General features: G+C 63.9%; 23 protein-coding genes. 13 read left to right on the top strand and 10 right to left on the bottom strand.

Annotated elements, in window-relative coordinates; all coding sequences use genetic code 11:
• The first annotated feature begins 93 nt into the window (after nucleotides 1–93).
• From QRN70_RS12885 to QRN70_RS12875, 3 genes are all read left to right on the top strand, one after another.
• Entirely contained in the window at nucleotides 94–663 is a 570-nt protein-coding gene (locus QRN70_RS12885) for a GNAT family N-acetyltransferase (protein ID WP_285418306.1), read from the top strand.
• 105 nt (nucleotides 664–768) lie between these two features.
• Nucleotides 769–1,638 (top strand): acyl-CoA thioesterase II, encoded by an 870-nt coding sequence (gene tesB / locus QRN70_RS12880; protein ID WP_285418304.1) that lies wholly within the window; start codon nucleotides 769–771, stop codon nucleotides 1,636–1,638.
• Nucleotides 1,635–2,228: an HAD family hydrolase gene (locus tag QRN70_RS12875; protein ID WP_285418303.1), complete on the top strand. Its 594-nt coding sequence runs from the start codon at nucleotides 1,635–1,637 to the stop codon at nucleotides 2,226–2,228. The genes tesB and QRN70_RS12875 overlap by 4 nt, the downstream gene beginning before the upstream one ends.
• A 129-nt stretch (nucleotides 2,229–2,357) precedes the next feature.
• On the opposite strand, the gene QRN70_RS12870 is transcribed toward QRN70_RS12875, so the two are convergent.
• From QRN70_RS12870 to QRN70_RS12855, 4 genes are all read right to left on the bottom strand, one after another.
• Nucleotides 2,358–3,311, bottom strand: coding sequence for a S49 family peptidase domain-containing protein (locus tag QRN70_RS12870; RefSeq protein ID WP_285418302.1), 954 nt, complete (start codon nucleotides 3,309–3,311; stop codon nucleotides 2,358–2,360).
• On the bottom strand, nucleotides 3,312–4,199 hold the full coding sequence (ypfJ, locus tag QRN70_RS12865; RefSeq protein ID WP_285418301.1) for a KPN_02809 family neutral zinc metallopeptidase: 888 nt from the start codon (nucleotides 4,197–4,199) through the stop codon (nucleotides 3,312–3,314).
• A gap of 189 nt (nucleotides 4,200–4,388) precedes the next feature.
• Nucleotides 4,389–5,222 (bottom strand): aldo/keto reductase, encoded by an 834-nt coding sequence (locus QRN70_RS12860; protein ID WP_285418300.1) that lies wholly within the window; start codon nucleotides 5,220–5,222, stop codon nucleotides 4,389–4,391.
• Complete coding sequence (locus QRN70_RS12855; RefSeq protein WP_285418299.1) at nucleotides 5,206–6,954, bottom strand: FAD-dependent oxidoreductase; 1,749 nt, start codon at nucleotides 6,952–6,954, stop codon at nucleotides 5,206–5,208. The genes QRN70_RS12860 and QRN70_RS12855 overlap by 17 nt, the downstream gene beginning before the upstream one ends.
• A 175-nt stretch (nucleotides 6,955–7,129) precedes the next feature.
• Here QRN70_RS12855 and QRN70_RS12850 point away from each other — a divergent pair, with 175 nt between their 5' ends.
• From QRN70_RS12850 to QRN70_RS12835, 4 genes are all read left to right on the top strand, one after another.
• Nucleotides 7,130–7,906, top strand: coding sequence for an IclR family transcriptional regulator (locus tag QRN70_RS12850; RefSeq protein ID WP_285418297.1), 777 nt, complete (start codon nucleotides 7,130–7,132; stop codon nucleotides 7,904–7,906).
• Nucleotides 7,907–8,058: 152 nt separating this feature from the next.
• Complete coding sequence (locus QRN70_RS12845) at nucleotides 8,059–9,120, top strand: Gfo/Idh/MocA family protein (RefSeq protein ID WP_285418295.1); 1,062 nt, start codon at nucleotides 8,059–8,061, stop codon at nucleotides 9,118–9,120.
• 2 nt (nucleotides 9,121–9,122) lie between these two features.
• Nucleotides 9,123–9,938 (top strand): sugar phosphate isomerase/epimerase family protein, encoded by an 816-nt coding sequence (locus QRN70_RS12840; protein ID WP_285418293.1) that lies wholly within the window; start codon nucleotides 9,123–9,125, stop codon nucleotides 9,936–9,938.
• A gap of 64 nt (nucleotides 9,939–10,002) precedes the next feature.
• Nucleotides 10,003–10,881: a DMT family transporter gene (locus QRN70_RS12835; protein ID WP_285418292.1), complete on the top strand. Its 879-nt coding sequence runs from the start codon at nucleotides 10,003–10,005 to the stop codon at nucleotides 10,879–10,881.
• Nucleotides 10,882–11,008: 127 nt separating this feature from the next.
• Here QRN70_RS12835 and QRN70_RS12830 read toward each other — a convergent pair whose 3' ends face one another.
• Complete coding sequence (locus tag QRN70_RS12830) at nucleotides 11,009–12,346, bottom strand: MFS transporter (protein ID WP_285418291.1); 1,338 nt, start codon at nucleotides 12,344–12,346, stop codon at nucleotides 11,009–11,011.
• A gap of 346 nt (nucleotides 12,347–12,692) precedes the next feature.
• On the opposite strand from QRN70_RS12830, the gene quiC reads away from it, so the two are divergent.
• Complete coding sequence (gene quiC, locus QRN70_RS12825) at nucleotides 12,693–14,594, top strand: 3-dehydroshikimate dehydratase QuiC (RefSeq protein ID WP_285418290.1); 1,902 nt, start codon at nucleotides 12,693–12,695, stop codon at nucleotides 14,592–14,594.
• 102 nt (nucleotides 14,595–14,696) lie between these two features.
• The gene (locus QRN70_RS12820; protein ID WP_285418289.1) at nucleotides 14,697–15,374 is read left to right on the top strand and encodes a TetR/AcrR family transcriptional regulator; all 678 of its coding nucleotides are present in this window, start codon (nucleotides 14,697–14,699) and stop codon (nucleotides 15,372–15,374) included.
• A 100-nt stretch (nucleotides 15,375–15,474) separates the two neighbouring features.
• Here QRN70_RS12820 and QRN70_RS12815 read toward each other — a convergent pair whose 3' ends face one another.
• The 3 genes from QRN70_RS12815 to QRN70_RS12805 all read right to left on the bottom strand — a co-directional run bounded on the left by QRN70_RS12815 (nucleotide 15,475) and on the right by QRN70_RS12805 (nucleotide 17,818).
• Nucleotides 15,475–16,329, bottom strand: a complete 855-nt coding sequence (locus QRN70_RS12815) for a shikimate dehydrogenase (protein WP_285418287.1) — start codon at nucleotides 16,327–16,329, stop codon at nucleotides 15,475–15,477.
• Nucleotides 16,326–16,775: a type II 3-dehydroquinate dehydratase gene (gene aroQ / locus QRN70_RS12810; RefSeq protein ID WP_285418285.1), complete on the bottom strand. Its 450-nt coding sequence runs from the start codon at nucleotides 16,773–16,775 to the stop codon at nucleotides 16,326–16,328. The genes QRN70_RS12815 and aroQ overlap by 4 nt, the downstream gene beginning before the upstream one ends.
• A 131-nt stretch (nucleotides 16,776–16,906) precedes the next feature.
• Entirely contained in the window at nucleotides 16,907–17,818 is a 912-nt protein-coding gene (locus QRN70_RS12805; RefSeq protein WP_285418284.1) for a LysR family transcriptional regulator, read from the bottom strand.
• A 203-nt stretch (nucleotides 17,819–18,021) separates the two neighbouring features.
• Between QRN70_RS12805 and QRN70_RS12800 the strand changes: the two genes are divergently transcribed.
• Nucleotides 18,022–18,450: a DUF4160 domain-containing protein gene (locus tag QRN70_RS12800; RefSeq protein WP_285418282.1), complete on the top strand. Its 429-nt coding sequence runs from the start codon at nucleotides 18,022–18,024 to the stop codon at nucleotides 18,448–18,450.
• Nucleotides 18,447–18,893, top strand: coding sequence for a hypothetical protein (locus QRN70_RS12795; RefSeq protein WP_285418281.1), 447 nt, complete (start codon nucleotides 18,447–18,449; stop codon nucleotides 18,891–18,893). Before QRN70_RS12800 ends, QRN70_RS12795 begins: the two co-directional genes overlap by 4 nt.
• 56 nt (nucleotides 18,894–18,949) lie before the next feature.
• On the opposite strand, the gene trmA is transcribed toward QRN70_RS12795, so the two are convergent.
• Together trmA and QRN70_RS12785 are read right to left on the bottom strand one after the other, a co-directional pair.
• Nucleotides 18,950–20,029 carry a tRNA (uridine(54)-C5)-methyltransferase TrmA gene (gene trmA / locus QRN70_RS12790; protein WP_285418279.1) on the bottom strand — a complete coding sequence of 360 codons (1,080 nt, stop codon included), beginning with the start codon at nucleotides 20,027–20,029 and terminating at the stop codon, nucleotides 18,950–18,952.
• Nucleotides 20,026–21,321: an NCS2 family permease gene (locus tag QRN70_RS12785; RefSeq protein WP_285418277.1), complete on the bottom strand. Its 1,296-nt coding sequence runs from the start codon at nucleotides 21,319–21,321 to the stop codon at nucleotides 20,026–20,028. Before QRN70_RS12785 ends, trmA begins: the two co-directional genes overlap by 4 nt.
• Nucleotides 21,322–21,542: 221 nt before the next feature.
• Here QRN70_RS12785 and QRN70_RS12780 point away from each other — a divergent pair, with 221 nt between their 5' ends.
• A complete protein-coding gene (locus QRN70_RS12780) occupies nucleotides 21,543–21,992 on the top strand; it encodes a DUF4879 domain-containing protein (RefSeq protein ID WP_285418275.1) in 450 nt (149 codons plus the stop codon).
• Nucleotides 21,993–22,059: 67 nt separating this feature from the next.
• Complete coding sequence (locus QRN70_RS12775; protein WP_285418273.1) at nucleotides 22,060–22,611, top strand: DJ-1 family glyoxalase III; 552 nt, start codon at nucleotides 22,060–22,062, stop codon at nucleotides 22,609–22,611.
• Nucleotides 22,612–22,715: the final 104 nt, after the last annotated feature.

Below are 22,715 nucleotides of genomic sequence, written 5' to 3'. Positions count from 1 at the left end.
CATTTCGTATAAGAATGCAGGAATAGGAACGCAGGACAGCGTTTACGATCCTACCAGCGATGTAGACTTGCGGCATGGAAATGGAGGAGCACGATGGAGCCGATTCTCGAGCTGGAAAGCGCAAGGCTGCTGATGCGCCAATGGCAGGACGACGATTTGCCGACATTTGCCGCGATGTGCGCCGATCCGCAGGTGATGCGTTACTTTCCGGCACCCTTGAGTCGCCTGGAAAGCGCTTCGGTGATCGGCCGCGTGCGCGGCCATTTCGCCGAGCACGGTTACGGCCTGTGGGCGCTGGAGCGTAAGGACAGCGGCCAGTTCATCGGCTTCACCGGGCTTGGCGTGGTCGGCTTCGATGCGCCGTTCACCCCGGCCGTGGAGATCGGCTGGCGCCTGGCCAGGGAGCACTGGGGCCTGGGCTACGCCAGCGAAGCGGCGTGGACCGCGTTGCGCGCAGGTTTCGATCGGCTGGCCCTGAGCGAAATCGTGTCCTTCACGGCGCAGAGCAATCTGCCGTCGGAAAAGGTCATGCAGGCCATCGGCATGCAGCACGATCCGGCCGATGATTTCGATCACCCGAAACTGGCCGTCGACCACCCGTTGCGCCGCCACGTGCTGTACCGCATCAGCCGCGAGCAGTGGCTGCAAACCTTGCATGGATAAGCAGACCCGGACGTTTACAATGGCGCCATAGTGGCCCGCGCCAGAACCTGAATCGCCCGCCGCAGCCAAGACTGCGCGGCATTGCTTTGTGTGAGGAGAGTCTGAATGAGCCAAGTGCTGGAAGATCTGGTGGATCTGCTGACCCTCGAGCCGATCGAGGAAAACCTGTTCCGTGGGCGTAGCCAGGACCTGGGGTTCCGCCAGTTGTTCGGCGGCCAGGTCCTCGGCCAGTCGCTGTCGGCGGCCAGTCAGACCGTGGAGGAGGCGCGCCATGTGCACTCGATGCACGGTTATTTCCTGCGTCCGGGCGACGCCAAGTTGCCCGTGGTGTACTCGGTCGACCGCGTGCGCGACGGCGGCAGTTTCAGCACCCGGCGCGTGACGGCGATCCAGAAGGGCCACCCGATTTTCACCTGCAGCGCCTCGTTCCAGTACGACGAAGCAGGCTTCGAGCACCAGAGCCAGATGCCGCAAGTGGTCGGTCCGGAGAACCTGCCGTCGGAGCTGGAACTGACCCAGCAGCGCGCGCACCTGATCCCTGAGCACATGCGCGAAAAACTGCTCTGCCCGAAACCGATCGAAGTCCGGCCGGTGACCGAAAAGGACCCGTACAACCCGCAGCCGGCGGATCCGGTCAAGTACGTGTGGTTCCGCGCCGACGGTGCACTGGCCGACATCCCGGCGCTGCACAAATACCTGCTGGCGTACGCTTCGGACTTCGGCCTGCTGACCACGTCGATGCTGCCGCACGGCAAGTCGGTGTGGCAGAAGGACATGCAGGTCGCCAGCCTCGACCACGCCCTGTGGTTCCACAATGACCTGCGCGCCGATGACTGGCTGCTCTATGCCATGGACAGTCCGTGGGCCGGTAACTCCCGGGGCTTCTCCCGGGGCAGCGTGTTCAATCGCGCCGGGCAACTGGTGGCGTCGGTGACCCAGGAAGGCCTGATCCGTCACCGCAAGGATTGGGCATGAGCCTGGCCGATGTGCGGCACTGGGTGTTCGACATGGACGGCACCCTGACGGTCGCGGTGCATGATTTCGCGGCGATCCGCGTGGCGTTGGCGATCCCGCCGGAGGACGACATCCTCACCCACCTCGCCGCGCTGCCGGCGGACGAAGCGGCGGCGAAACATGCGTGGCTGCTGGAGCACGAACGGGACCTGGCCCTGGGCTCGACCCCGGCCACCGGCGCGGTGGAACTGGTGCGCGAGCTGCACGGGCGCGGTTATCGCCTCGGCATCCTCACGCGCAATGCCCGCGAGCTGGCGCATGTGACGCTGGAGGCGATTGGCCTGGCTGACTGCTTCGCCGTGGACGATGTGCTGGGGCGTGATGAAGCGCCGCCCAAACCGCATCCGGGCGGACTGTTGAAACTCGCCGAAGCCTGGGCGGTGCCGGCCAGTGCGATGGTGATGGTCGGCGATTACCGCTTCGACCTCGATTGCGGTCGCGCCGCCGGGGCACGCACGGTGCTGGTCAACCTGCCGGACAATCCCTGGCCGGAGCTGACCGACTGGCATGCGCAGGATTGCTTCGAGCTGCGGCGGATGCTGTCGGCCTGAGTTCTCCAGGCGCCTGAAGGGGCGCCTTCGCGGGCAAGCCCGCTCCCACAGGGTCGCCGTGATTGTGCACAGCGCGGTCACGGTGGGCGCGGGTTTGTCCGCGATGAGGCCAGAGCGGCCACTGCAAAATCATTGATCGAACAGGGCTTTCTGCCCCTCCGGCGACGTCAGCATGCCATCGCCGTTATGCCCGACGCCGGGCACTTCGACCAGCCGCTGGTTGACGCCCTCGGGATGGCGGCGCAGCAGGTAGCTGAAGAACATTTTTCCGCGCAGCAGCCGATAGGGGCCTTGCGCTTCGGCGGCGCAGCTCTTGTCCAGCGCCGGGTGCTGCGGGTCGGTGTCCTGCTGGCCGAGCAGATAGATCACTTCGCGTTTGATGTAACTGCTTTCAAGCTGCGCCGGCGTTTGTCCGGCGGCGTAGATCGGCGGGTCCACCAGTCCATACTTCCAGCGATTGAAACCGGCGCACTGGGCGTGATCGAACGCCACTGGCCGCTGTTCGTTGAAATAGGCGTAGGACGACGGATTGGCCACCACGTAGCGCAAGCGAATGCCCTCGGCCTTCAGCGCCGGCTGTTCACGGGCGAGCAGGGCATAACGCTGCACCACCTGGCCGCCGCCGGAGTGGCCGAAGATGACAATCTGCTTCACGTCCGGAAACTGCTTGCGGTCGCTGAGGCGGCCGATGATTTCGTCGAGCGCCGCGTAGGAACTCAGCGGATTGGGCCCCGTGGACAAGCCGCCGCCCATCCATTCATTGCCTTTCCAGCGCAGTACGCTGGCGGGCAACGAATACAGGGTGACGTCGCTTTCATTGAGAAACTGTGGCGCGATCACCAGGGTGTTGGCCGCTTGCCCGGCCAGTTCGGCAGCACTTTCGCCGCTCTTGCGATAGGTTTCGGCGTTGCGCAAGCGGCCATGAATGACGATCAACACGCGTTCGATTTTCGCCGGCGCCGGGCCGATGCCCACCGCCATTTCCCCGGCCTGCAGTTGCAGGCGCCCGGGGCTGATGGCGTCGACGCCGGCGGCGTGCGCGGTGCTGCCAATCAGCAGTAAAGCCAACCACCATTTATGCATTTACAGGTTTTTCGCGGCAAAGGTATCGCACTGGCCGACCTGGCCCTGGGCGAATCCGGTTTTGAACCAGCGCACCCTTTGCGCCGACGTACCGTGGGTAAACGAGTCCGGCACCACGCGGCCCTGACCCTGTTGCTGCAAGCGATCATCACCGATGGCGTTCGCCGCATTCAAGGCTTCCTCGATGTCGCCCGGTTCCAGCCAGTTCAGACGCTTCTGCGCGTTGTAGGCCCAGACGCCGGCGAGGCAGTCGGCCTGCAATTCCTGGCGTACCAGCAAGCCACCGTCACCTTCCATTTGCCGGCCCTGTTGGCGGGCTGTCTGAATTTTCGCCGAGACGCCGAGCAAGGTCTGCACATGGTGTCCGACTTCGTGGGCGATCACGTAGGCCTGGGCGAAGTCGCCAGCGGCCTTGAAGCGTTGCGCCATCTCCTGGAAGAACGCCATGTCGAGGTAGACCTTCTGGTCGGCCGGGCAGTAGAACGGACCGGTCGCGGACGTCGCCAGGCCACAGGCGGAATTGACCCGGTTGCTGAACAGCACCAGGGTCGGATCCTTATACTGGCGGCCGGCCTGCTGGAAAATCGCGCCCCAGGTGTCTTCGGTATCGCCGAGGATCGAGCGCACGAATTCAGCCTGCTCGTCGTTGGCCGGTGGCGCCTGGCGCGTCTGCGAAGAAGGGGCCGCTGGCTCGCTCATCTGCCCGGTGAGCTGGCCGAGGATCTGTAGCGGGTCCTGGCCGGTGATCCAGCCAATGCCGACGATCAGCAGGATCGCGCCCAGGCTCAGGCCCTTGCCGCCGCCGAAACGCATGCCGCCGCCACCCCCCATGTCATCGCCACGGGCATCGACGACGTTGTCACTGCGTCGGCCTTTTTTCCATAGCATGTGGGAATCCTCTATTCGTCTGTGGGGATGAGTGTTGCTGGTGTGTGAGTGTGGCGCCAGTCCGGTCGTCCGTCTATTCGCCCACACGTCAACAGGCCCGGCCTCGGGTTACGAGGTCGGGCCTGATATGGACGAGTTCGGCGCCGACGAATTCAATTCGCCGGCAGATTTCTCTCGGTGCTTGCCGGCTCAGCGATCGAAGGCATCCCACACCGGGGCGAAGTCCGGGCTGACCTGACGTTCACGCTTGGACAGCGCGGCAATCAGCGCGCGATCCGCGTCGTCCAGCTCGACCTGCAGCGAGGCCAGGTTGGCCAGTTGATTGGCGCGGCTGCTGGCCTTGGGGATCGCGGCAACGTTGTCCTGGTCGAGCAGCCATTTCAACGCGACCTGGGTCGGCAGCACGCCATGCTTTTTGGCGATCTGCTGAATCTGCGCAATGTCCGAGACTTTGTTGCGGGCCAGCGGCGTGTAGGCGGTCAGCGCCAGATCGTGTTGACGGGCGTAGTCGAGCAGGGCGTTCTGTCCGAGCAGGACGTGGTATTCGACCTGAATCGCTGACAGCGGGATGCCATATTGCTCGACGACCTGGCGCAGCAACGGCAGCGGAAAGTTCGCCACGCCGATGTTACGGGCCAGGCCTTGTTCCTTGAACGCGGCGAGCGTCTCGAGGGTGCGCGGCAGGTCCCAGTCGGTGCTTGGCCAATGGATCATGAACAGGTCGACGTAGTCGCTGCGCAAAGCCTTCAGGCTGCGTTCCAGGGAGTGACGCATGGCCTGCGGTTGCAGCTGATCCCACCAGACTTTGGTGGTGACGTGGATCTGCTCGCGGGGTGTCGGGGTATTCGCCAACGCTTGTCCGACGGCGTCTTCATTGTTGTAGGCCGCCGCTGTATCGATGTGCCGGTAGCCCAGCTCCAGCGCCTGTTCGACGGCACGCGTGCATTCCGCGCCGAGCATCGGCCAGGTTCCGAGGCCGAGTTTCGGCAGGTTCAGTCCTTGTCGATTAACGATGTGCTGCATGGTCGATCTCCTGTTCGAAAGCCGTGATGCCGGCGATGTGCCGGGCCGCGATGTAGCCAAATGTCAGCGCCGGGCCGAGGTTGATCCCACCGGCCGGATAATGCCCGCCCATGATGCTGGCCATGTCGCCACCGGCTGCGTAGAGCCCGTGGATGGGCTGGCCGGCGCTGTCGAGGACCTGCGCGTGCGGGTTGACCTTGAGCCCGGCGAAGGTGCCGAAGCAGCCGGGTTGCACTTTGACCGCGTAGAACGGGCCGTGCTCGATCGGTGCCACGCAGGGGTTGGGCTGCTGCGCGGGGTCACCCTGTTTGCGGTTGTAGGGCGTTGCGCCACGGCCGAACAACGGATCGTCGCCGTGGCGTGCATGGCGGTTGTAGTCATCGACCGTGCGGCGCAGACCAGCGCCGTCAATACCGCACGCCACAGCCAATTCCTCAAGGGTATTGCCGGTTTTCAGATAGCCGCTGCGGATAAAACCTGACAGCGGCACGGGAAACGGCCGCGACATGCCCAGGCCATAACGTCGTTGAAAGGCGTGGCTGCAGATCAGCCAGGAGGCCACTTCATCGCCGTGCGGCGCGGCGGCAACCATGGCGCTGACATAGTCGTAATAGCCGTTGGCTTCGTTGACGAAGCGCTGGCCGTTGCGCAGCACGCCGATGATGCCCGGTTTGCCGCGCTCGATGATGTGCGGGAAATGGCCGATGCTGCCGTCGGCGTGGGGCACTTGCGAGACGGGCGCCCAGGCCACGGGCGAAGCGACATCGGTATTCACCGTGGCGCCGACGCTTTCGCCCAGGCGCAAGCCGTCGCCATTCACCGCCAGCGGCGGCAGTGCCCAGTGCTCGTGGCCCGTGGGGGTGCGGGGAAACAGCGCTTTGCGCCGCTCGATGTCGTTGGCAAAACCTCCGGCGGCGAGCACCACGGCCTTGCGCGTACGGATCTGCACCGGGCCTTTGCCAGTGTTGACCACGGCGCCGCAGACGCCGGTTTCGTCGCGCAGCAATTGCGTGACAGGCGCGGACTCCCAGAGCAGCACGCCGAGGTCTTCGGCGGACTTGGCCAGGCGTGCCACCAGCGCTACGCCGTTGACCAGTTGCAAGGCGCGGCCGTGCAGCGCGAGGTCCAGCAGGTGCCGGGTGAAACGTCGGCCGACATGCCAGGCCGCCGACAGCGAACGGCTCAGATTGAGAAACGCGGAGAGATCCGCGCCGGCCATGATCGGCATGCCCATGAAGGATGTTTCGCGCATGGTCGTGCGTAGTCGCTTGAGCAGGCGTCCGACTTTGCGCCCGTCGTACGGCGCGGCAATCACCGAGCGGCCGCCGGTGCCGGCGCCGGGCGTCTCGCCGTGAATGTCGGCGATGGCGTTGCCGTCGGCGAATTGCAGGGCGGTGTGCTGCTCGAAGAACGCGACCATGCGCGGCCCGGCGTTGAGGAACGCATCAATCATCGCTTCATCGTAATGCGCACCGAGTTCGTGGCGCAGGTAGGTCCGCGGCAGCTCGACGTCTTCGACGATGCCCGCGCGCCGCGCGAGCGGGTTGCACGGCACCCACGCCCAGCCACCGGACCACGCGGTGGCGCCGCCGAACACCGGGTCTTTTTCCACGACAATCACGTTCAGCCCATGCCACGCGGCGGTAACCGCCGCCGACAACCCGGCAGCGCCGGAGCCGACGACCAGGACATCGCAGTCGATAGCGGGAAGGGCGGCAGCATCGGCACGCATCAACATAAAGCTCCAGCAAACTATTTTTGGAATTTGATTCCAGAAAATAACCAGTGAACGTCGTGCTCGACAAGCTGCAGGTGGGTAAAGTGGGCGGTTATCGGACACCCGGTTCCAGATTTCGCTTTGTCGTGGATGTCTTCTAGAATCGGCGAAATTTCACTTGGATCTCCCCATGGCCGGCAGTCAAATCGAACGGGTTTTCAGCGTCCTGGAAAGCCTCACCAGTGATCCGCGCGGGCTGCCGATGCAGGCCCTGGCCGAGCAACTGGACATTCCGAAAAGTGCCACGCATCGCTTGCTCGCCGAGCTGATTCGCCTGGGCTACGTGCGGCAGAATCCGGAGACCCTGCGTTATCACTTGTCGACCAAACTGGTGGCGATGGGGTTTCAATACCTGTCGAGCAGCGGTGCCGACATCGTGCAACCGATACTCGACCGCCTGGCCGAGGCAACCGGCGAGCTGGTGCGCCTGGGCGTGATCGACGGCGAGCGCCAGACCTGGATCGCCAAGGCCCAGGGCGCGCGCACCGGGCTGCGTTACGACCCCGACATGGGCCGCGATGCGCCGTTGTTTTACACCGCTTCCGGGCATGCCTGGCTGGCCTGCATGAGCGACGCCGAGGCGTTGTCGCTGGTCGAGCGCCAGGGCGCGGAAGTGCCGGTGGGTGTCGGGCCGAATGCGCCGCGCTCCAATATCGAGCTGCTCGAACGCCTGCGGCTGGCGCGCGAGCAGGGCTATGCCTGCGTCGAAGAAAGTTCGGCGGTGGGCACGTCGGCGATTGCTGCGGTGGTCCGGCATCCGACGGAGGGCCGGGTGATCGGCGTGCTCAGTATTGCCGGGCCGAGTGCGCGGATGCCTGGGGCGCGAATGCACGAACTGGCGCCCTTGCTGGTGAAGTTCACCGAGGAACTCTCGGCGGCCAGCCTGGCCTCCGAACTGTTCATCTGAAACCGTCGCGCGCAATCCCCACAGTGTGGGGCGATTGTCAAAATGTGCGGTGTTCGCACGGTTTTCGCGTAAGCGGGTGTTTGATTCTGGAACTTGGTTCTAAATTGTTGCTGGAGTGACTTTTCCGACAACAATCACAAGAGGATCGCGCCTTGACTCCGCCCCTTCGTATCGCCCTGATCGGCGCCGGCAACATGGGCCAGCAGCATTACCGACACCTGAAAACCCTGAGCGAAGCTGTGTTGTGCGCGGTGGCCGATCCCGGCCCGCAGGCCGCCGCACTCGCCGCGCAGTGGGGCGTCGCGCATTACAGCGAGCATCGGCCGATGCTCGAGCAGGTGCGGCCGGACGCGGTGATCGTCGCCAATCCGAATAATCAGCACGTCGGCACCGCGCTCGATTGCCTGGCGGCCGGGGTGCCGGTGTTGCTGGAAAAACCCGTGGGCGTGGATCTCGATGAAGTGCGCGAACTGGTGGCGGCGGTCAAGCGCAGCGGTGTCCCGGTCCTGGTCGGCCATCATCGGCGGCACAATCCGCTGATCGTGCGGGCGCGTGAATTGCTGCGCAATGGCGCGCTCGGGCGCCTGACTACAGTCACCGCGCTGTTTCAACTGCGCAAACCCGACCGGTACTTCGAGATTCCCTGGCGCCGCGAACCCGGTGCGGGCATGTTGCTGACCAACCTGATTCACGACCTCGACCTGTTGCGTCATTTGTGCGGCGAAGTGCACTCGGTGCAGGCCATCAGCGCCAACACCGTGCGCGGCTTCGCCAATGCAGACAGCGTCGCGGTGTTGCTGCAATTTGCCGACGGCGCACTCGGCACCCTGACCGGCTCCGACGCGGTGGCCGCGCCGTGGAGCTGGGAGCTGGCGGCCGGGGAGAACCCGGCGTACCCGCAGCAGGCCGAGCAGCCCTGCTATCTGCTGGCCGGCACGGCCGGAGCGTTGAGCATTCCGCAACTCAAGCACTGGCATTACGCCGCCGATCAGCTCGATGCCGGTTGGCATGAGCCGCTGTTGGCGCAACAGCAAGCCTGCACGGCCGGCGACGCCTTGCGCTTGCAGCTGGAGCATTTTCTCCAGGTGGTACGCGGTGAGGTCGAGCCGTTGGTCAGTGCCGAGGATGCGGCGCGCACGCTGGCGCTGGTCGAGGCGATTGGTGCGGCGGCGGCCAGCGGTCGTGCCTGCACCCCTGTATCGGTGGAGGGCTGAATATGAGCGAACGTATCCTGTCTCTGGCCAGCCTCACGGTGCTGGAGTTGTCGCCGCCGGACATGGTCGAGGTGGCGGCCCGCGCCGGCTACAGTCACGTCGGCCTGCGCCTGGAGCCGGCCACCGCCGAGGAATATCACTTTCCATTGGTCGCCGATGCGCCGTTGCGGCGCCAGACCCTGGCGCGTTTGCGCGACACCGGCATCCGCGTGCTCGACGTGGAAATCCTGCGCCTGAAACCGCAGACCGTGGTGGCCGAGTTCGATCGACTGCTCGCCGTCGGTGCGCAGTTTGGCGCCACTGAGTTGCTGGTGGCCGGCAACGATCCCGACGAACAGCGGCTCACCGACAACTTCGCCGCATTGTGTGATCTGGCCGCGCCTTACGGTTTGCATCCGCACCTGGAGTTCATGCCCTGGACCGATGCGCGCAACCTCGAACAGGCGCTGCGCATCGTGACCAATGCCGAGCGGGAAAACGCCGCCGTGCTGGTCGATGCCTTCCACTTCGACCGTTCCGGATCGCGGCTGGAAGATCTGAGCGGCGTGCCGGCCTCGCGGCTGCGTTATGCGCAATTGTGCGATGTGGCCGGCCCGCGACCCACGGACATGGCCGAAATCTTGCGTCAGGCACGCAACGAGCGGCGGTTTCCCGGCGAGGGCGATTGCGATCTGCGCGGCTTGTTGCGCAGTCTGCCGGCTAATATTCCCCTGAGCCTGGAAATTCCCACGGTGAAATTGCTCGAGCAGGGCGTGAGCGCGTTGCAGCGTGCACAGATGGCAATCGACCGAACGCGGGAATTGTTGGCGCCGCTGTAAGTCAGTGTGTGTGGCGGGGAGCGGGCTCCTGCGCCACCGTGTATTTTTCCTTTCGAGACAGCCAATGACCGTCAGCACTCCGCTCTCCGGCGTCAACCAACCCTTCAAGGGGATCTTGCTGATTGTCGTGGCGACGTTCCTGTTTTCCAGCCACGACGCCCTGTCGAAGTACCTCTCCGGTTTCTACCCGATCGTCATGGTGGTGTGGGCGCGCTATCTGGTGCACACCCTGCTGATGGCGGGGATTTTCCTCCCGCAGTCGGGGCTGCGCGTACTGCGCACCAAGCGGCCGCTGTGGCAGCTGGCGCGGGCGTTGTGCCTGTTGGGCACCAGTCTTTTTTTCACCACGGCGCTGTTGTACATCCCGCTGGCCGAGGCCACGGCAGTCAACTTTCTCGCCCCGGTGCTGGTCACGGCGCTGTCGGTGCCGCTGCTCAAGGAACGGGTGACGCGCGGCCAGTGGATTGCGGTGATCTGCGGGTTTGTCGGGGTGCTGATCATCGTTCACCCCGGCGGCGAACTGTTCACGCCGGCGATCCTGCTGCCGTTCTGCTCGGCGCTGTTTTTCTGCTTCTACCAGTTGCTCACGCGCAAGCTCAGCGAGATCGACAGCCCGACCACCAGTAACTTCTTCGCCGGGTTGTGCAACACCCTGGTGATGAGTGCGCTGGTGCCATTCTTCTGGCAGGTGCCGAGCCTGGGGCATGCGCTGTTGATGCTGGCGCTGGGCAGCTGCGGGATGACCGCGCACCTGTTTCTGACCCAGGCATTCCGCCACGCCGCACCGGCGCTGCTGGCGCCGTTCGGCTATTGCCAGATCGTGTTTGCCGGGTTGCTGGGCTGGTTGCTGTTCAATCACACGCCGACGCTGCTGACCGTGGTCGGTATCGCCGTGATCTGCTGCAGCGGACTGGCGGCAGCGTGGCAGCAGAGCCGTCGCTGAAGAAACGCCAATCCCTGTGGGGGCGGGCTTGCTCGCGAAGGCGGGTTTTCAGTCGGCATCTGCAATGACTGACTGGGCGCTTTCGCGAGCAGGCTCGCTCCCACAGGAGGGGCGTGGTACGGGCCGGTTACTCGGTGACGTCAGGAATCTTGCGCGGGGCCATGAAGTACATCCAGGTCAGCGCGATGAAGTACATCGCCGGGATCAGGGTGAACAACACGGTGTAGTTGTTGTTGGTGACCGTGAGGATATGACCGACGATCTGGGTCATGAACATCCCGCCGATCGCCGCGCACATGCCACCGAACCCGAACACCGTGCTCATCATGTGCTTGGGGGTGTAGTCCATCACCAGGCTCCAGATGTTGGCCGTCCAGGCCTGATGCGCGCCGATGGCCAGGGAGATCGCCGCGACCGCCACCCACAGATTGCTCGAGCCGGCCGCCATGATCACGCCGATGATGCAGCAGGCGAACAGGAACATCGACAGCAGCCGCGCCTTGATCGGATTGACGCCGCGTCCGATCAGGAACGACGAGAGAATGCCGCCGCCGACACTGCCGAAGTCGGCGGTGACATAAATGATGATCAGCGGGATGCCCATCTGGGTGACGTTGATGCCCAGGTTGTATTGCTGATTGAGGAACGGCGGCAGCCAGTACAGGTAGAACCAGAACACCGGCGCGGTCAGCGAGTAGGCGAGGGCGAAGGCCCAGGTACCGCGCATGCGCAGGATTCTCGAGAACGGCACGCGGGCCTGTTCCGGTTCGACTTCCTTCTGGATGTACTCCAGCTCCGACTGTTTCACGCTCGGGTGATCTTCCGGGTTGAAGTATTTCAGGCCCCAGAACAGCAGCCAGATGCCACCCAGTGCCGACATGCACAGGAATGCCGCCTGCCAGCCCCATACATGCAGGATCAATGGCAGCAGCATTGGCGTGAACATCGCGCCGACGTTGGTGCCGGCGTTGAAGATGCCGGTGGCCACCGCACGCTCACCGGCGGGGAACCACAGGCGCGTGGTTTTCACGCAGGCCGGGTAGTTGGCTGCTTCGGTCAGGCCGAGGATGAACCGGCAGACCATGAAGCCGAGCGCCGAAGTCGCCAGGCCGTGGGCGCCGGTGGCCAGGCTCCACAGCAGCACCGCGCAGAAGAACACGCGCTTGACCCCGATGCGGTCGATCAGCCGTCCCTGCAGGACGAAGCCGATGGCGTAGCCGACCTGAAACCAGAAGTTGATGTTGGCGTAGTCCATCGCCGTCCAGCTCATTTCCTTGGCGAGGATCGGCTGCATGACGCCGAGGGCGGCGCGGTCGATGTAGTTCAGCGTGGTGGCGAAGAACACCAGCGCCAGCATGCCCCAACGGGTCTTGCCGACGGCCATGGCGCCGCGGATCTTGTCGCCGATGCCACCCGTGGCAGTGCTCATGGCCGGGGCCATGCGGGAAGTCTGTGAAGGAATCATTGTTCCACCCGTTTTTGAATTTGTTATGAGTGTGCTTTGTTGTCGGCACTGCGACCGGCGGTTCAGGTCCTGACGCAATGTGCAGTCGATGTTGGGCAGTGGACGAAAAATCGTCAATTCGCCAAACCGGCATTGTGTTCGATAATCGCACGCAAAACTAACCGGGTAGTACACTTTAAATTGCTGTGCGCAGTCATGCAGCCAATAATTTGCCTCACTATAAAAACCATTCTGTGCAGGCGTTGGCCAAAGGCTGCGTTGCTGTCCAGCAACCAGGATCAAAAGTCCGCAGCCTTCACCAGCGCCGGCTTTAAAGACAAGAGCGACGTAGTCCGGGAGTAGCCACATGCAGCGATCCATTGCCACCGTTTCCTTGAGCGGAACCCTGCCGGAAAAGCTCGAAGCCATTGCCGCCGCCGGGTTCGACGGGGTGGAGATTTTCGAGAACGACCTGCTGTACTACGACGGCAGTCCGCGGGAAATCAAACAGATGTGCGCCGACCTCGGCATCGCCATCACCCTGTTCCAGCCGTTCCGCGATTTCGAAGGCTGCCGCCGCGATCGCCTGGCACGCAATCTGGAACGCGCCGAGCGCAAATTCGACCTGATGCAGGAACTGGGCACCGACCTGGTGCTGGTGTGCAGCAACGCCTCGCCGGACAGCGTCGGCGACCGGCAAATACTCGTCGACGACCTGCGCATGCTCGCTGAGCGCGCCGGTGCCCGGGGCCTGCGCATCGGCTACGAAGCCCTGGCCTGGGGCCGGCACGTCAATACCTATCAACAGGTCTGGGACATCGTCCGCGCGGCCGATCACCCCAGCCTCGGGGTGTTGCTCGACAGCTTCCACACCCTGTCGCTCAAGGGCGATCCGGCGGCGATTGCCGAGATTCCCGGCGAGAAGATTTTCTTCGTGCAAATGGCCGACGCGCCGATCCTGGCCATGGATGTGCTGGAGTGGAGCCGGCATTTCCGCTGCTTCCCGGGGCAGGGTGAGTTCGATCTGCCGGGCTTCCTCGCACCGATCATCCAGAGCGGCTACAGCGGACCGCTGTCGCTGGAAATCTTCAACGATGGCTTCCGCGCCGCACCACCCCGAGCCAATGCCGCCGACGGTCTGCGTTCGTTGCTGTACCTGGAAGAGAAAACCCGTCAGCGCCTGGAGCAGCAGGCGCCGCCGGTGGCCAATCGCGACATCCTTTTCGAAACACCCCGGGCCAGCGAGTACAACGGCGTCGAGTTTCTCGAGTTCGCCGTCGACGAAGCGCTCGGCGCCAAGCTCTCGCACTGGCTGGAGCGCCTGGGTTTCGTCAAGGCCGGCCAGCACCGCTCGAAAAGCGTCAGCCTGCTGCGCCAGGGCGATATCAACCTGATCCTCAACTCCGAACCCTACTCGTTCGGCCACAGCTTTTTCGAAGCCCACGGCCCGTCGCTGTGCGCCACCGCCGTGCGGGTCAAGGACAGCGCCAGCGCCCTGGCGCGCGCCGTCGCCTACAAGGGCCAGCCGTATCGTGGCCTGGTCGGCCCCAACGAGCTGGAACTGGCAGCGGTACGCGCGCCGGACGGCAGCCTGATTTACCTGGTGGATGAACACGCCGATGTCTACGGCACCGATTTCAATCTGCTGCCGGATGCAGTCGCCCGTGGCGGCCTCAAGCGCATCGACCACATGGCCATGGCCCTGCCGGCCGACAGCCTCGACAGCTGGGTGCTGTTTTACAAGAGCCTGCTGGATTTCGAAGCGGATGACGAAGTGGTGCTGCCCGACCCCTACGGTTTGGTGAAGAGCCGGGCGCTGCGCAGTCGCGACAGTTCGATCCGCCTGCCGCTGAACATTTCCGAGAACCGCAACACGGCGATTTCCCACGCGCTGTCGAGTTATCGCGGTTCCGGCGTGCACCACATCGCCTTCGATTGCGACGACATCTTCGCCGAAGTCAGCCGCGCCAAGGAGGCCGGGGTGCCGCTGCTGGACATCCCGCTGAACTATTACGACGACCTCGCCGCGCGCTTCGATTTCGACGACGAGTTCCTCAGCGAACTGGCCTACTACAACGTGCTCTACGACCGCGACGCCCAGGGTGGCGAACTGTTTCACGTGTACACCGAACCGTTCGAAGGGCGCTTCTTCTTCGAGATCATTCAGCGCAAGAACGGCTACGCCGGCTACGGTGCGGCCAACGTCGCGGTGCGTCTGGCGGCGATGGCCAAATCGCGCAGCGGTGCGGTGCGCCAGGCGAAGTTGTAGGAATTTCGTAAACGCGGGATTAAACACGGGCCGCGCGGCTTCCTTCACTGTGTCGCGCGGCCCATAATCGCCAGCCTGTGCAGTGATGGCCGTGAGCCCGCAATGACAATGACTTCAGAACTTTCCGCAGCCGCCGTTCTACCCGCGGCAGAGCCGCGCAAGAGTCGCAAGAACAACCCGGAAAAGACCCGCGAAAACATCCTCCAGGAAGCGATCGTCGAGTTCGTCCAGCAGGGCCTGTCCGGCGCCCGCGTCGATGCGATCGCCGAGCGTATCCACACCTCCAAGCGCATGATCTATTACTACTTCGGCAGCAAGGAGCAGCTGTACGTCGAGGTGCTGGAAAAACTCTACGGCGATATCCGCAGCACCGAAAACCGCCTGCACCTGGCCGAATTGCCGCCCGTGGAAGCGATCCGGCGGTTGGTGGAATTCACCTTCGATCACCACGACCGCAATGTTGATTTCGTGCGCATCGTCAGCATCGAGAACATCCACAATGCCGAGTACGTGAAGCGCTCCGATGCGATCAAGGCGATGAACAACACCATCCTCGATGCGCTGGGCGAGATTCTCCGTCGCGGTGCCGCCGAGGGTGTGTTCCGCAACGGCCTCGATGCGCTGGACGTGCACCTGCTGATCAGTTCGTTCTGCTTCTATCGCGTGTCGAACCGGCACACCTTCGGTGAGATTTTTCAGATTGATCTGCCGGACGACACCATCAAGCAGCGCCATCGCGAGATGATCTGCGAGTCGGTGTTGCGTTATCTGCAAGCCTGACGCATGACCTTTTGCAACGAGCCTGCTCGCCAGAGCGCTGTGTCAGTCAGCAGGTTGACTGAAGGTACGCCTTGGCGAGCGGGCGCGCTGCCCGAGGGTCCTAGCCGTTCATGCTCTGGAAGTGCGCCAGCATGCGCTGTGCATCCGGCACCACGCCGCTGAACAACTCGAACGCCTTCACCGCCTGAAACACCGCCATGTTGCCGCCATCCAGCGTGCGGCAGCCGAGGGCGCGGGCGTTGCGCAGCAACTCGGTTTCCAGCGGGAAATACACGATCTCCGCCACCCATAATTCGGCGCGCAGCAACTCCACCGGCACCGGCGTGCCCGGTAGCTTGGCCATGCCCATCGGCGTGGTGTTGACCAGTCCGTCGGCCTGCTTCAGCGTCGCCGGCAAATCGTGGCCGGCCACGGCGCGGCCAGCGCCGAAATGCTGATTGAGGTTGTCCGCCAGGCTCTGCGCGCGGTCGCTGTCCACATCAAAAATGCTCAGCAGCTGTACGCCTTCGCTCAGCAGCGCGTGGGCCACGGCCGCACCGGCGCCACCTGCGCCCATCTGGACGACACGCTCGCGGGCAACGTCCGGCAAGCCACGGCGAAAACCTTCGGCAAAGCCCAGGCAATCGGTGTTGTGGCCGACGCGTTTGCCGTCCTGCCACACCACCGTGTTGACCGCGCCGATGCCGCGCGCTTCCGCTGACAGTTCGTCGAGCAGCGGGATGATGGCCTGCTTGCAGGGGAAAGTGATGTTGAGGCCGGTGTAGTTCATCCGCTCGGCGGCCAGCAGCAGATCGGGCAGGGCACTGCTGTCCAGGTGCAGCGAGTCGAGATCGATCAGCCGATACAGGTAGCGCAGGCCCTGCGCATCGCCTTCGTGTTCGTGCAATGCCGGGGTGCGCGAGGCCTGGATGCCGGCGCCGATCAGCCCGGCGAGGATGGCGGGTGCGCGGCTCATACCTGGGCTCCTTTCAAGCGCAGGCTGAAATGTTCCAGGGCCAGGCGATAACCGTGGCTGCCGAAGCCGCACATCACCGCACTGGCGATGGCCGAGACGAACGAGTGATGACGGAACGGTTCGCGGGCGTGGACGTTGGACAGGTGCACTTCGATCACCGGCAGTTCGCTGGCCACCAGCGCATCACGGATCGCCACCGAAGTGTGTGTCCACGCGGCCGGGTTGATGACGATCCCGGCGCAACGATTGCGGGCGCCGTGAATCCAGTCGAGCAGTTCGCCTTCGTGGTTGGTCTGGCGAAACTCCACGGCGAGGCCGAATTCCTCGGCGGCGCGGCCGCACAGGGCGGAGATGTCGGCGAGGGTTTCGTGACCGTAGGTTGCCGGTTCACGGGTGCCGAGCAGGTTCAGGTTCGGGCCGTTGAGCACCAGAACGATAGGAGGCATGAGCAAAACTCCACGTATTGTTTTTGGCATCGGCCGAGTGTTTCGGCCTGTGGAGATAAAATGTACCAGGCGGTTACTTTAAGCAATTGCTCGACGGCGGGCGCACCGCTTTGTGTGCGGTAATCGCCCAGTCAACGCGGCAACTGTTCCACCAGAAAGTCGATGAACGCGCGGACCCGCAGTGGCATGTGGCGATTCTGCGGATACAGCAAAGTGAACGGCCGTGACCGTCCGCCATAGGGCTTGAGCACCTCCAGCAGCGAGCCGTCCGCCAACGCCTGTTCGACAATGAAGCGGTAGGTCTGGAACAACCCGGCGCCATGCCTGGCCAGGGTCACGCCACCGAGCACATCGTCGGAGCAGCACAGATTGCCCTCGGCGAGCAGTTCTCTCGGTGTCTCCTGGTCATAAAACAACCAGGGGATGCGCCGCCCGCTGCTGGGCAGTTCGTACTGGATGCATTCGTGCCGCGCGAGGTCGTCGAGGGTTTGCGGCGTACCGGCGCGGTGCAGATAGTCGGGGCTGGCGACCATCACCAGCGCGGCGTCTTCCAGATGGCGGGCGATCAAGCCTGAATCGGGAATGGCCCGCACGCGGATCGCCAGGTCGTAGCCTTCGCCGACAAAGTCGATATTGCGGTTGCTGATGTGCACGTCGACCCGCACCTGCGGGAAGCGTGCGCGGAAGGCCGGCAGCAGCGGCAGGATGCGATGGTGAGCATAGGTCGTGGGGATGCTGATGCGCAGGGTGCCCGACGGCTGCTGTTGCTGGCCCATCACTTCGCGCTGCGCCTCGACCAGTTGCGCCAGGGCCTGGCGACATTCTTCGTAATAACGTCGGCCACTGTCGGTCAGTTTCACGCTGCGGGTGGTACGCGCGAACAGGCGCACCCCCAGACGTTCTTCCATCCGTGACACCGAGCGACTGACCGCCGCTGGCGTCACCGCTGCGGCCAGCGCCGCGCCGGTGAAGCTGCCGGCCTCGGCGGCGAGACAGAACAGCTCGATGCTGCCCAACTGAAGATCGTCGAAATGTCGCTGCATGATCGATGGCACCGCACAAGGAGTCCGCAGTATTTAGCAAATGCCCGGCTGCGGCGAAAGGATTGCTTACCATTTTGCCCGGGACGCTGACGATTTCCCCACTAGCCTCGATGGAGCAACGCCATCGCGTGCGACCGCAGCGAGGGTCGGATTTGTCCAGGACGGCAGATTGTGCATCTCGTGAACCTGACGGATGGGTGGGTATGGAAGTGTGCAGTTACAAAGGATTGTCAGTGGTGATCATGTTGCTCGACGAGCATTGTCCGCCGCACGCACAGGTGGATGCCGGTACCTGGAGTGCGCGTTTCAAATTCAGCTTCTGGCACAACGGCGTCGAGTTGTGGGATGTGTTGCCGCTGTCGCGTTGCCCGACCCTGGCTGTGCTCGAAGGGCTGCGCCAATCGTTGCGGCAACCGGATCATCTATGGCGCGCCCGCCGCCTCTGGTGGCAGTGTCTGCACACAGCCTGTCTCGACAATCAGTGGTGGGACGCGCAGACGAACCAGGTCGCCGTGCTGCGACCTGTCGGCAACAAGACTTTCAGGATCGCTTCGGCGCACTACGAACCCGCGGTGAACAAGACCCTGCTGGCCCTGGCAGGGGCCTACGAAGGTGTGGAAATCGAATTATGAAAACCGTCAGAGCCAGGATGCACGCGGATCGGCCCGTCACCGAAGAGCGCCTGGAGGACGCGATCGAACGCGGCGGTGTGCGCCAGCGCAGCAGCCTGCGAGCCACCTCGCTCAGCTATGTCGCGCCTTGCCTGCAGATCGGTTTCGAGGACGGCAGCGGGGTCCTGCTGCCGGTCAGCCTGTATAGCGAGTTCGACGGCTTCCAGGCGGAAGATTTCGCCGATCTGAAACTCGGGTTTGCCGGCACTGCGCTGTGCCATGACGCCCAGGACCTGCAGGTCTCCATCGCCGGGATGATCTCGCTGAGCCCGCCGCTGATGACCATGGCAGCAGCGGTGATTGCCTCGCGCAACGCTCGCCAGAGCAGCGCCGCCAGGACAGAAGCGGCGCGGGCCAACGGGCGCAGGGGGTGGCGGCCGTGCAAGAGCGACAGCGTGGTCTGAGCTCCGACAAAAAAGCCGTCAGTCACGACGGCTTGGTTGTTTCCAGCAACGGCGAATCAACGCCGGGTCAGCAATACGCCGGATTCCATGTGGTGGGTCCACGGGAACTGGTCGAACAACGCACAACGGCTGATGCGGTGTGTGTCGTGCAACTGGGCGATGTTGGCCGCCAGGGTTTCCGGGTTGCAGGAGATGTACAGGATGTTGTCGAAACGCCGCGTCAGTTCGCAGGTGTCCGGGTCCATGCCGGCCCGTGGCGGGTCGACGAACACGCTGCCGAACGCGTAACTCTTGAGGTCGATGCCGTGCAGGCGACGGAACGGCCGCACTTCGTTCAGTGCCTCGGTCAGCTCCTCGGCGGACAAACGCACCAGGGTGACGTTATCCACAGCGTTTTCGCTGAGGTTGCTCAACGCGGCATTCACCGAGGTCTTGCTGATTTCGGTGGCCAGTACCTTGCGCACGCGGGTGGCCAGCGGCAGGGTGAAGTTGCCGTTGCCGCAGTACAACTCGAGCAGGTCGTCGGGACGGTCGCCCAGCGTTTCGTAGGCCCAGTTGAGCATCTTCTGGTTCACCGTGCCGTTGGGCTGGGTGAACGCGCCTTCCGGCTGACGGTAGCTGAAGGTGCGGCCGCCGACGTCGAGTTTTTCCACCACGTAGTCGTGGCCGATCACTTCGCGTTTGCCCTTGGAGCGGCCAATGATGCTGACGTCGAGGTCTGCCGCCAGTTGCGTCGCGGCGGCGTGCCAGTGCTCGTCCAGCGGCCGGTGATAGCACAGGGTAATCATCGCGTCGCCGGCCAGGGTGGTGAGGAACTCCACCTGGAACAGCTTGTGACTCAGCGCCGAACTGGCCTGCCATGCTGCCTTGAGCTGCGGCATCAACTGGTTGATGCGCAGGCTGGCAATCGGGAATTCTTCGATGAGGATCGGCGTGCGTTTGTCGTCCTGAGAGAACATCGCGTAGTGCCGCTCACCGGCCTCGCGCCACAGGCGAAATTCCGCGCGCAGGCGGAAGTTCTGCAGCGGCGAGTCGAACACGGTCGGCTCTGGCGCATCGAACGGGGCCAGCAGGTCGCGCAAACGCGCGACCTTGTTTTCGAGTTGTGCGGTGTAGGCCTGGGAATCGAAAGTCATGCGTTGAACCAACCCAGCTTGATCACGAACAGAATCGACAGGATCACCAGCGCCGGGTTCAGCTCACGGGCGCGGCCGGACAGCAGTTTGATCGCAGTCCAGGCGATGAAGCCGAAGGCGATGCCGTTGGCGATGGAATAGGTGAAGGGCATTGCCAGGGCGGTGACCACGACCGGCGCGGCTACGGTGATGTCGTCCCAGTCTATTTCCGCCAGGCCGGAAGTCATCAGCACGGCGACGAACAGCAGCGCCGGCGCGGTGGCGAAGGCTGGCACACTGGCCGCCAGTGGCGAGAAGAACAGCGCCAGCAGGAACAGCACCGCGACGACGATGGCGGTCAGGCCGGTGCGGCCCCCGGCACTCACGCCGGCGGCGGATTCGATGTAGCTGGTGGTGGTCGAGGTGCCCAGCAGGGAACCGGCCATGGCAGCGGTGCTGTCGGCGATCAGTGCACGGCCCATTTTCGGCATGTGGCCGTCCTTGCCCATCAGGCCGGCGCGCTTGGCGACGCCGATCAGGGTGCCGGAGTTGTCGAACAGGTCGACGAACAGGAAGGCGAAGATCACGCTGACCAGACCGATGTCCAGGGCGCCCTTGATGTCCAGTTGCAGGAACGTCGGGGCCAGCGAAGGTGGCATCGAGGTCACGCCGTTGAACGGGGTGAAGTCCATCACGATGGCGACGATGGTCACCGCCAGAATGCCGATCAGCACGGCGCCGCGCACTTTCAGCGCTTCGAGGGCGACGATCAGGGCAAAGCCCAGGGTGGCGAGAATCGGCGCCGGGGCTTTCAGGTCGCCGAGGCCGACCATGGTCGCCGGGTTGCTGACCACGATACCGGCGTTGTGCAGGGCGATCAGCGCCAGGAACAGGCCGATACCGGCGGCAATCGCCGAGCGCAGTGGCAGCGGGATGCTGTTGATGATCCATTCACGGATGCGGAAGATCGACAGCAGGAAGAAGCACACGGCCGAGATGAACACCGCGCCCAGCGCCACCTGCCAGGTGTGGCCCATGTGCAGCACCACGGTGTAGGTGAAGAAGGCGTTCAGGCCCATGCCCGGCGCGAGGGCGATCGGGTAGTTGGCGATCAGGCCCATGATGGTCGAGCCGATGGCGGCTGCCAGGCAGGTGGCGACGAACACCGCACCCTTGTCCATGCCGGTCTCGCCGAGAATGCTCGGGTTGACGAACAGAATGTAGGCCATGGCCAGGAAGGTCGTGACGCCCGCCAGAATCTCGGTCCGCACGTTGGTGTTGTGTGCCTTGAGTTGAAACAGCCTTTCCAGCATGTCTGCTCCCCGTGGCGCGCATGGCGCCGTGAATGTATCGACCTCAACAGCAAAGCACAGACCGTCGCAAGCGCCTGGAAAATTGTGGTGGGCCGGAAAAAGCCGCGCATCATACCAGCAGCGTGAGGAATATGGCGGATGTTGGCGTCGATCGTCGGCGAAGTTTTGCGGCGGGTGCAACTGCGCCATACTGCGCGCTGATTTTTTCCGGGGAAGATCGCATGAACAAGGCTTGGATCAACGGCTGCGGCCTGGCTGCCTGGCTGCTGGGCGCCGTGCCCGCGGCGCTCGCGGCATCGGCGCCGCCATTGAGTGAAGTGAAAGTGATCAAGGTGCAGTCGGCGTCCTGCGGCCTCGAAGACATCGGCGCCGGCCAGGCGCAGACCGCGTGCAATCACGGCGGCGCGAGCATCAAGGTCTATGTGCTGGAGATCGGTTATGGGCAGAACCAGCCGCAGGCCACCCTGGACGGCTTTGAAGTCAACGGCAGTCGCAGCCCGGTCTGTGCCTTTGATAATGGCAACCTGACCGAATGCTCCCCCGGCCGCAAAACCGTCGGTTCGCTGTACACCTTCGACCTGGCGGGCAAGCAGGAAGGTACTTTCAGCTTCAGCAACACTTCGATCACCGCCCCGCGCAACACCTTGTCGACCCAGCTTTACATCAAGTAACGGCTGCCACCGGACGGGGCGAGGCAAAGCTGACTACGCTTCAAGCATCACCCAGCGGAAAGCGCCCATGACCTTTAGAGCCCTGATTACCCTCGCCGAGGGCATCGATGACCTGCAAAGCGTGACCCTGATCGACGTGCTGCGCCGCGCCGGCGTCGAAGTCGTGGCGGCCAGCATCGAAGGCCGGCGCATGCTGACCTGTGCTCGCGGCACGCGCCTGACTGCCGATGGCATGCTGATCGATGTGCTGGCCCAGGCATTCGACCTGATCGTTCTGCCCGGCGGCGCCGTCGGCGCGCAGCACCTGGCCGCCCATCAACCGCTGCAACAGCTGATCAGGGACCAGGCCAGCGCCGGACGCCTGTTCGCCGCCATCGGCGAAGCCCCGGCCATCGCCCTGCAAACCTTCGGCGTATTACGCCAGCGACGCATGACCTGCCTGCCGAGTGCCAGTCATCAATTGTCGGGCTGTACGTTTGTTGATCAACCGGTGGTGGTCGACGGCAATTGCATCACCGCCCAAGGCTCCGGCGCCGCACTGGCCTTTGCCCTGACGCTGGTGGAGCAACTTGGTGGCAAGGCGTTGCGGGCGAAAGTGGCGGGGGAGATGTTGGTGTGATGGCTCCAGGCGTGGGCAGAAGGCCGATCCTGTTTCATAGAAGCCACGAAGGCCTTTGTGCTGAAAGGATTTGATCATGGCGGCGAGTGTTAGGCGGTACATTG

Origin of the sequence: Pseudomonas sp. efr-133-TYG-5 (assembly GCF_030209175.1) — a bacterium.
In the GTDB taxonomy this organism is placed as follows: Bacteria; Pseudomonadota; Gammaproteobacteria; order Pseudomonadales; family Pseudomonadaceae; genus Aquipseudomonas.
The sequence above is the reverse complement of the archived record's forward strand: the minus strand, read 5'-3'. Positions and strand labels throughout refer to the sequence as shown.

Excerpts from the sequence above, each read along its gene's own strand:
- aroQ (WP_285418285.1), bottom strand. The coding sequence starts at position 16,775 with ATGCCTCCTATCGTTCTGGTGCTCAACGGCCCGAACCTGAACCTGCTC.
- ypfJ (WP_285418301.1), bottom strand. The coding sequence starts at position 4,199 with ATGCTATGGAAAAAAGGCCGACGCAGTGACAACGTCGTCGATGCCCGT.
- QRN70_RS12815 (WP_285418287.1), bottom strand. The coding sequence starts at position 16,329 with ATGAGCCGCGCACCCGCCATCCTCGCCGGGCTGATCGGCGCCGGCATC.
- QRN70_RS12800 (WP_285418282.1), top strand. The coding sequence starts at position 18,022 with ATGGAAGTGTGCAGTTACAAAGGATTGTCAGTGGTGATCATGTTGCTC.
- QRN70_RS12795 (WP_285418281.1), top strand. The coding sequence starts at position 18,447 with ATGAAAACCGTCAGAGCCAGGATGCACGCGGATCGGCCCGTCACCGAA.
- quiC (WP_285418290.1), top strand. The coding sequence starts at position 12,693 with ATGCAGCGATCCATTGCCACCGTTTCCTTGAGCGGAACCCTGCCGGAA.
- QRN70_RS12785 (WP_285418277.1), bottom strand. The coding sequence starts at position 21,321 with ATGCTGGAAAGGCTGTTTCAACTCAAGGCACACAACACCAACGTGCGG.
- QRN70_RS12875 (WP_285418303.1), top strand. The coding sequence starts at position 1,635 with ATGAGCCTGGCCGATGTGCGGCACTGGGTGTTCGACATGGACGGCACC.
- QRN70_RS12830 (WP_285418291.1), bottom strand. The coding sequence starts at position 12,346 with ATGATTCCTTCACAGACTTCCCGCATGGCCCCGGCCATGAGCACTGCC.
- QRN70_RS12805 (WP_285418284.1), bottom strand. The coding sequence starts at position 17,818 with ATGCAGCGACATTTCGACGATCTTCAGTTGGGCAGCATCGAGCTGTTC.
- QRN70_RS12775 (WP_285418273.1), top strand. The coding sequence starts at position 22,060 with ATGACCTTTAGAGCCCTGATTACCCTCGCCGAGGGCATCGATGACCTG.
- QRN70_RS12835 (WP_285418292.1), top strand. The coding sequence starts at position 10,003 with ATGACCGTCAGCACTCCGCTCTCCGGCGTCAACCAACCCTTCAAGGGG.
- QRN70_RS12885 (WP_285418306.1), top strand. The coding sequence starts at position 94 with ATGGAGCCGATTCTCGAGCTGGAAAGCGCAAGGCTGCTGATGCGCCAA.
- tesB (WP_285418304.1), top strand. The coding sequence starts at position 769 with ATGAGCCAAGTGCTGGAAGATCTGGTGGATCTGCTGACCCTCGAGCCG.
- QRN70_RS12840 (WP_285418293.1), top strand. The coding sequence starts at position 9,123 with ATGAGCGAACGTATCCTGTCTCTGGCCAGCCTCACGGTGCTGGAGTTG.
- QRN70_RS12780 (WP_285418275.1), top strand. The coding sequence starts at position 21,543 with ATGAACAAGGCTTGGATCAACGGCTGCGGCCTGGCTGCCTGGCTGCTG.
- QRN70_RS12820 (WP_285418289.1), top strand. The coding sequence starts at position 14,697 with ATGACAATGACTTCAGAACTTTCCGCAGCCGCCGTTCTACCCGCGGCA.
- trmA (WP_285418279.1), bottom strand. The coding sequence starts at position 20,029 with ATGACTTTCGATTCCCAGGCCTACACCGCACAACTCGAAAACAAGGTC.
- QRN70_RS12870 (WP_285418302.1), bottom strand. The coding sequence starts at position 3,311 with ATGCATAAATGGTGGTTGGCTTTACTGCTGATTGGCAGCACCGCGCAC.
- QRN70_RS12850 (WP_285418297.1), top strand. The coding sequence starts at position 7,130 with ATGGCCGGCAGTCAAATCGAACGGGTTTTCAGCGTCCTGGAAAGCCTC.
- QRN70_RS12855 (WP_285418299.1), bottom strand. The coding sequence starts at position 6,954 with ATGCGTGCCGATGCTGCCGCCCTTCCCGCTATCGACTGCGATGTCCTG.
- QRN70_RS12860 (WP_285418300.1), bottom strand. The coding sequence starts at position 5,222 with ATGCAGCACATCGTTAATCGACAAGGACTGAACCTGCCGAAACTCGGC.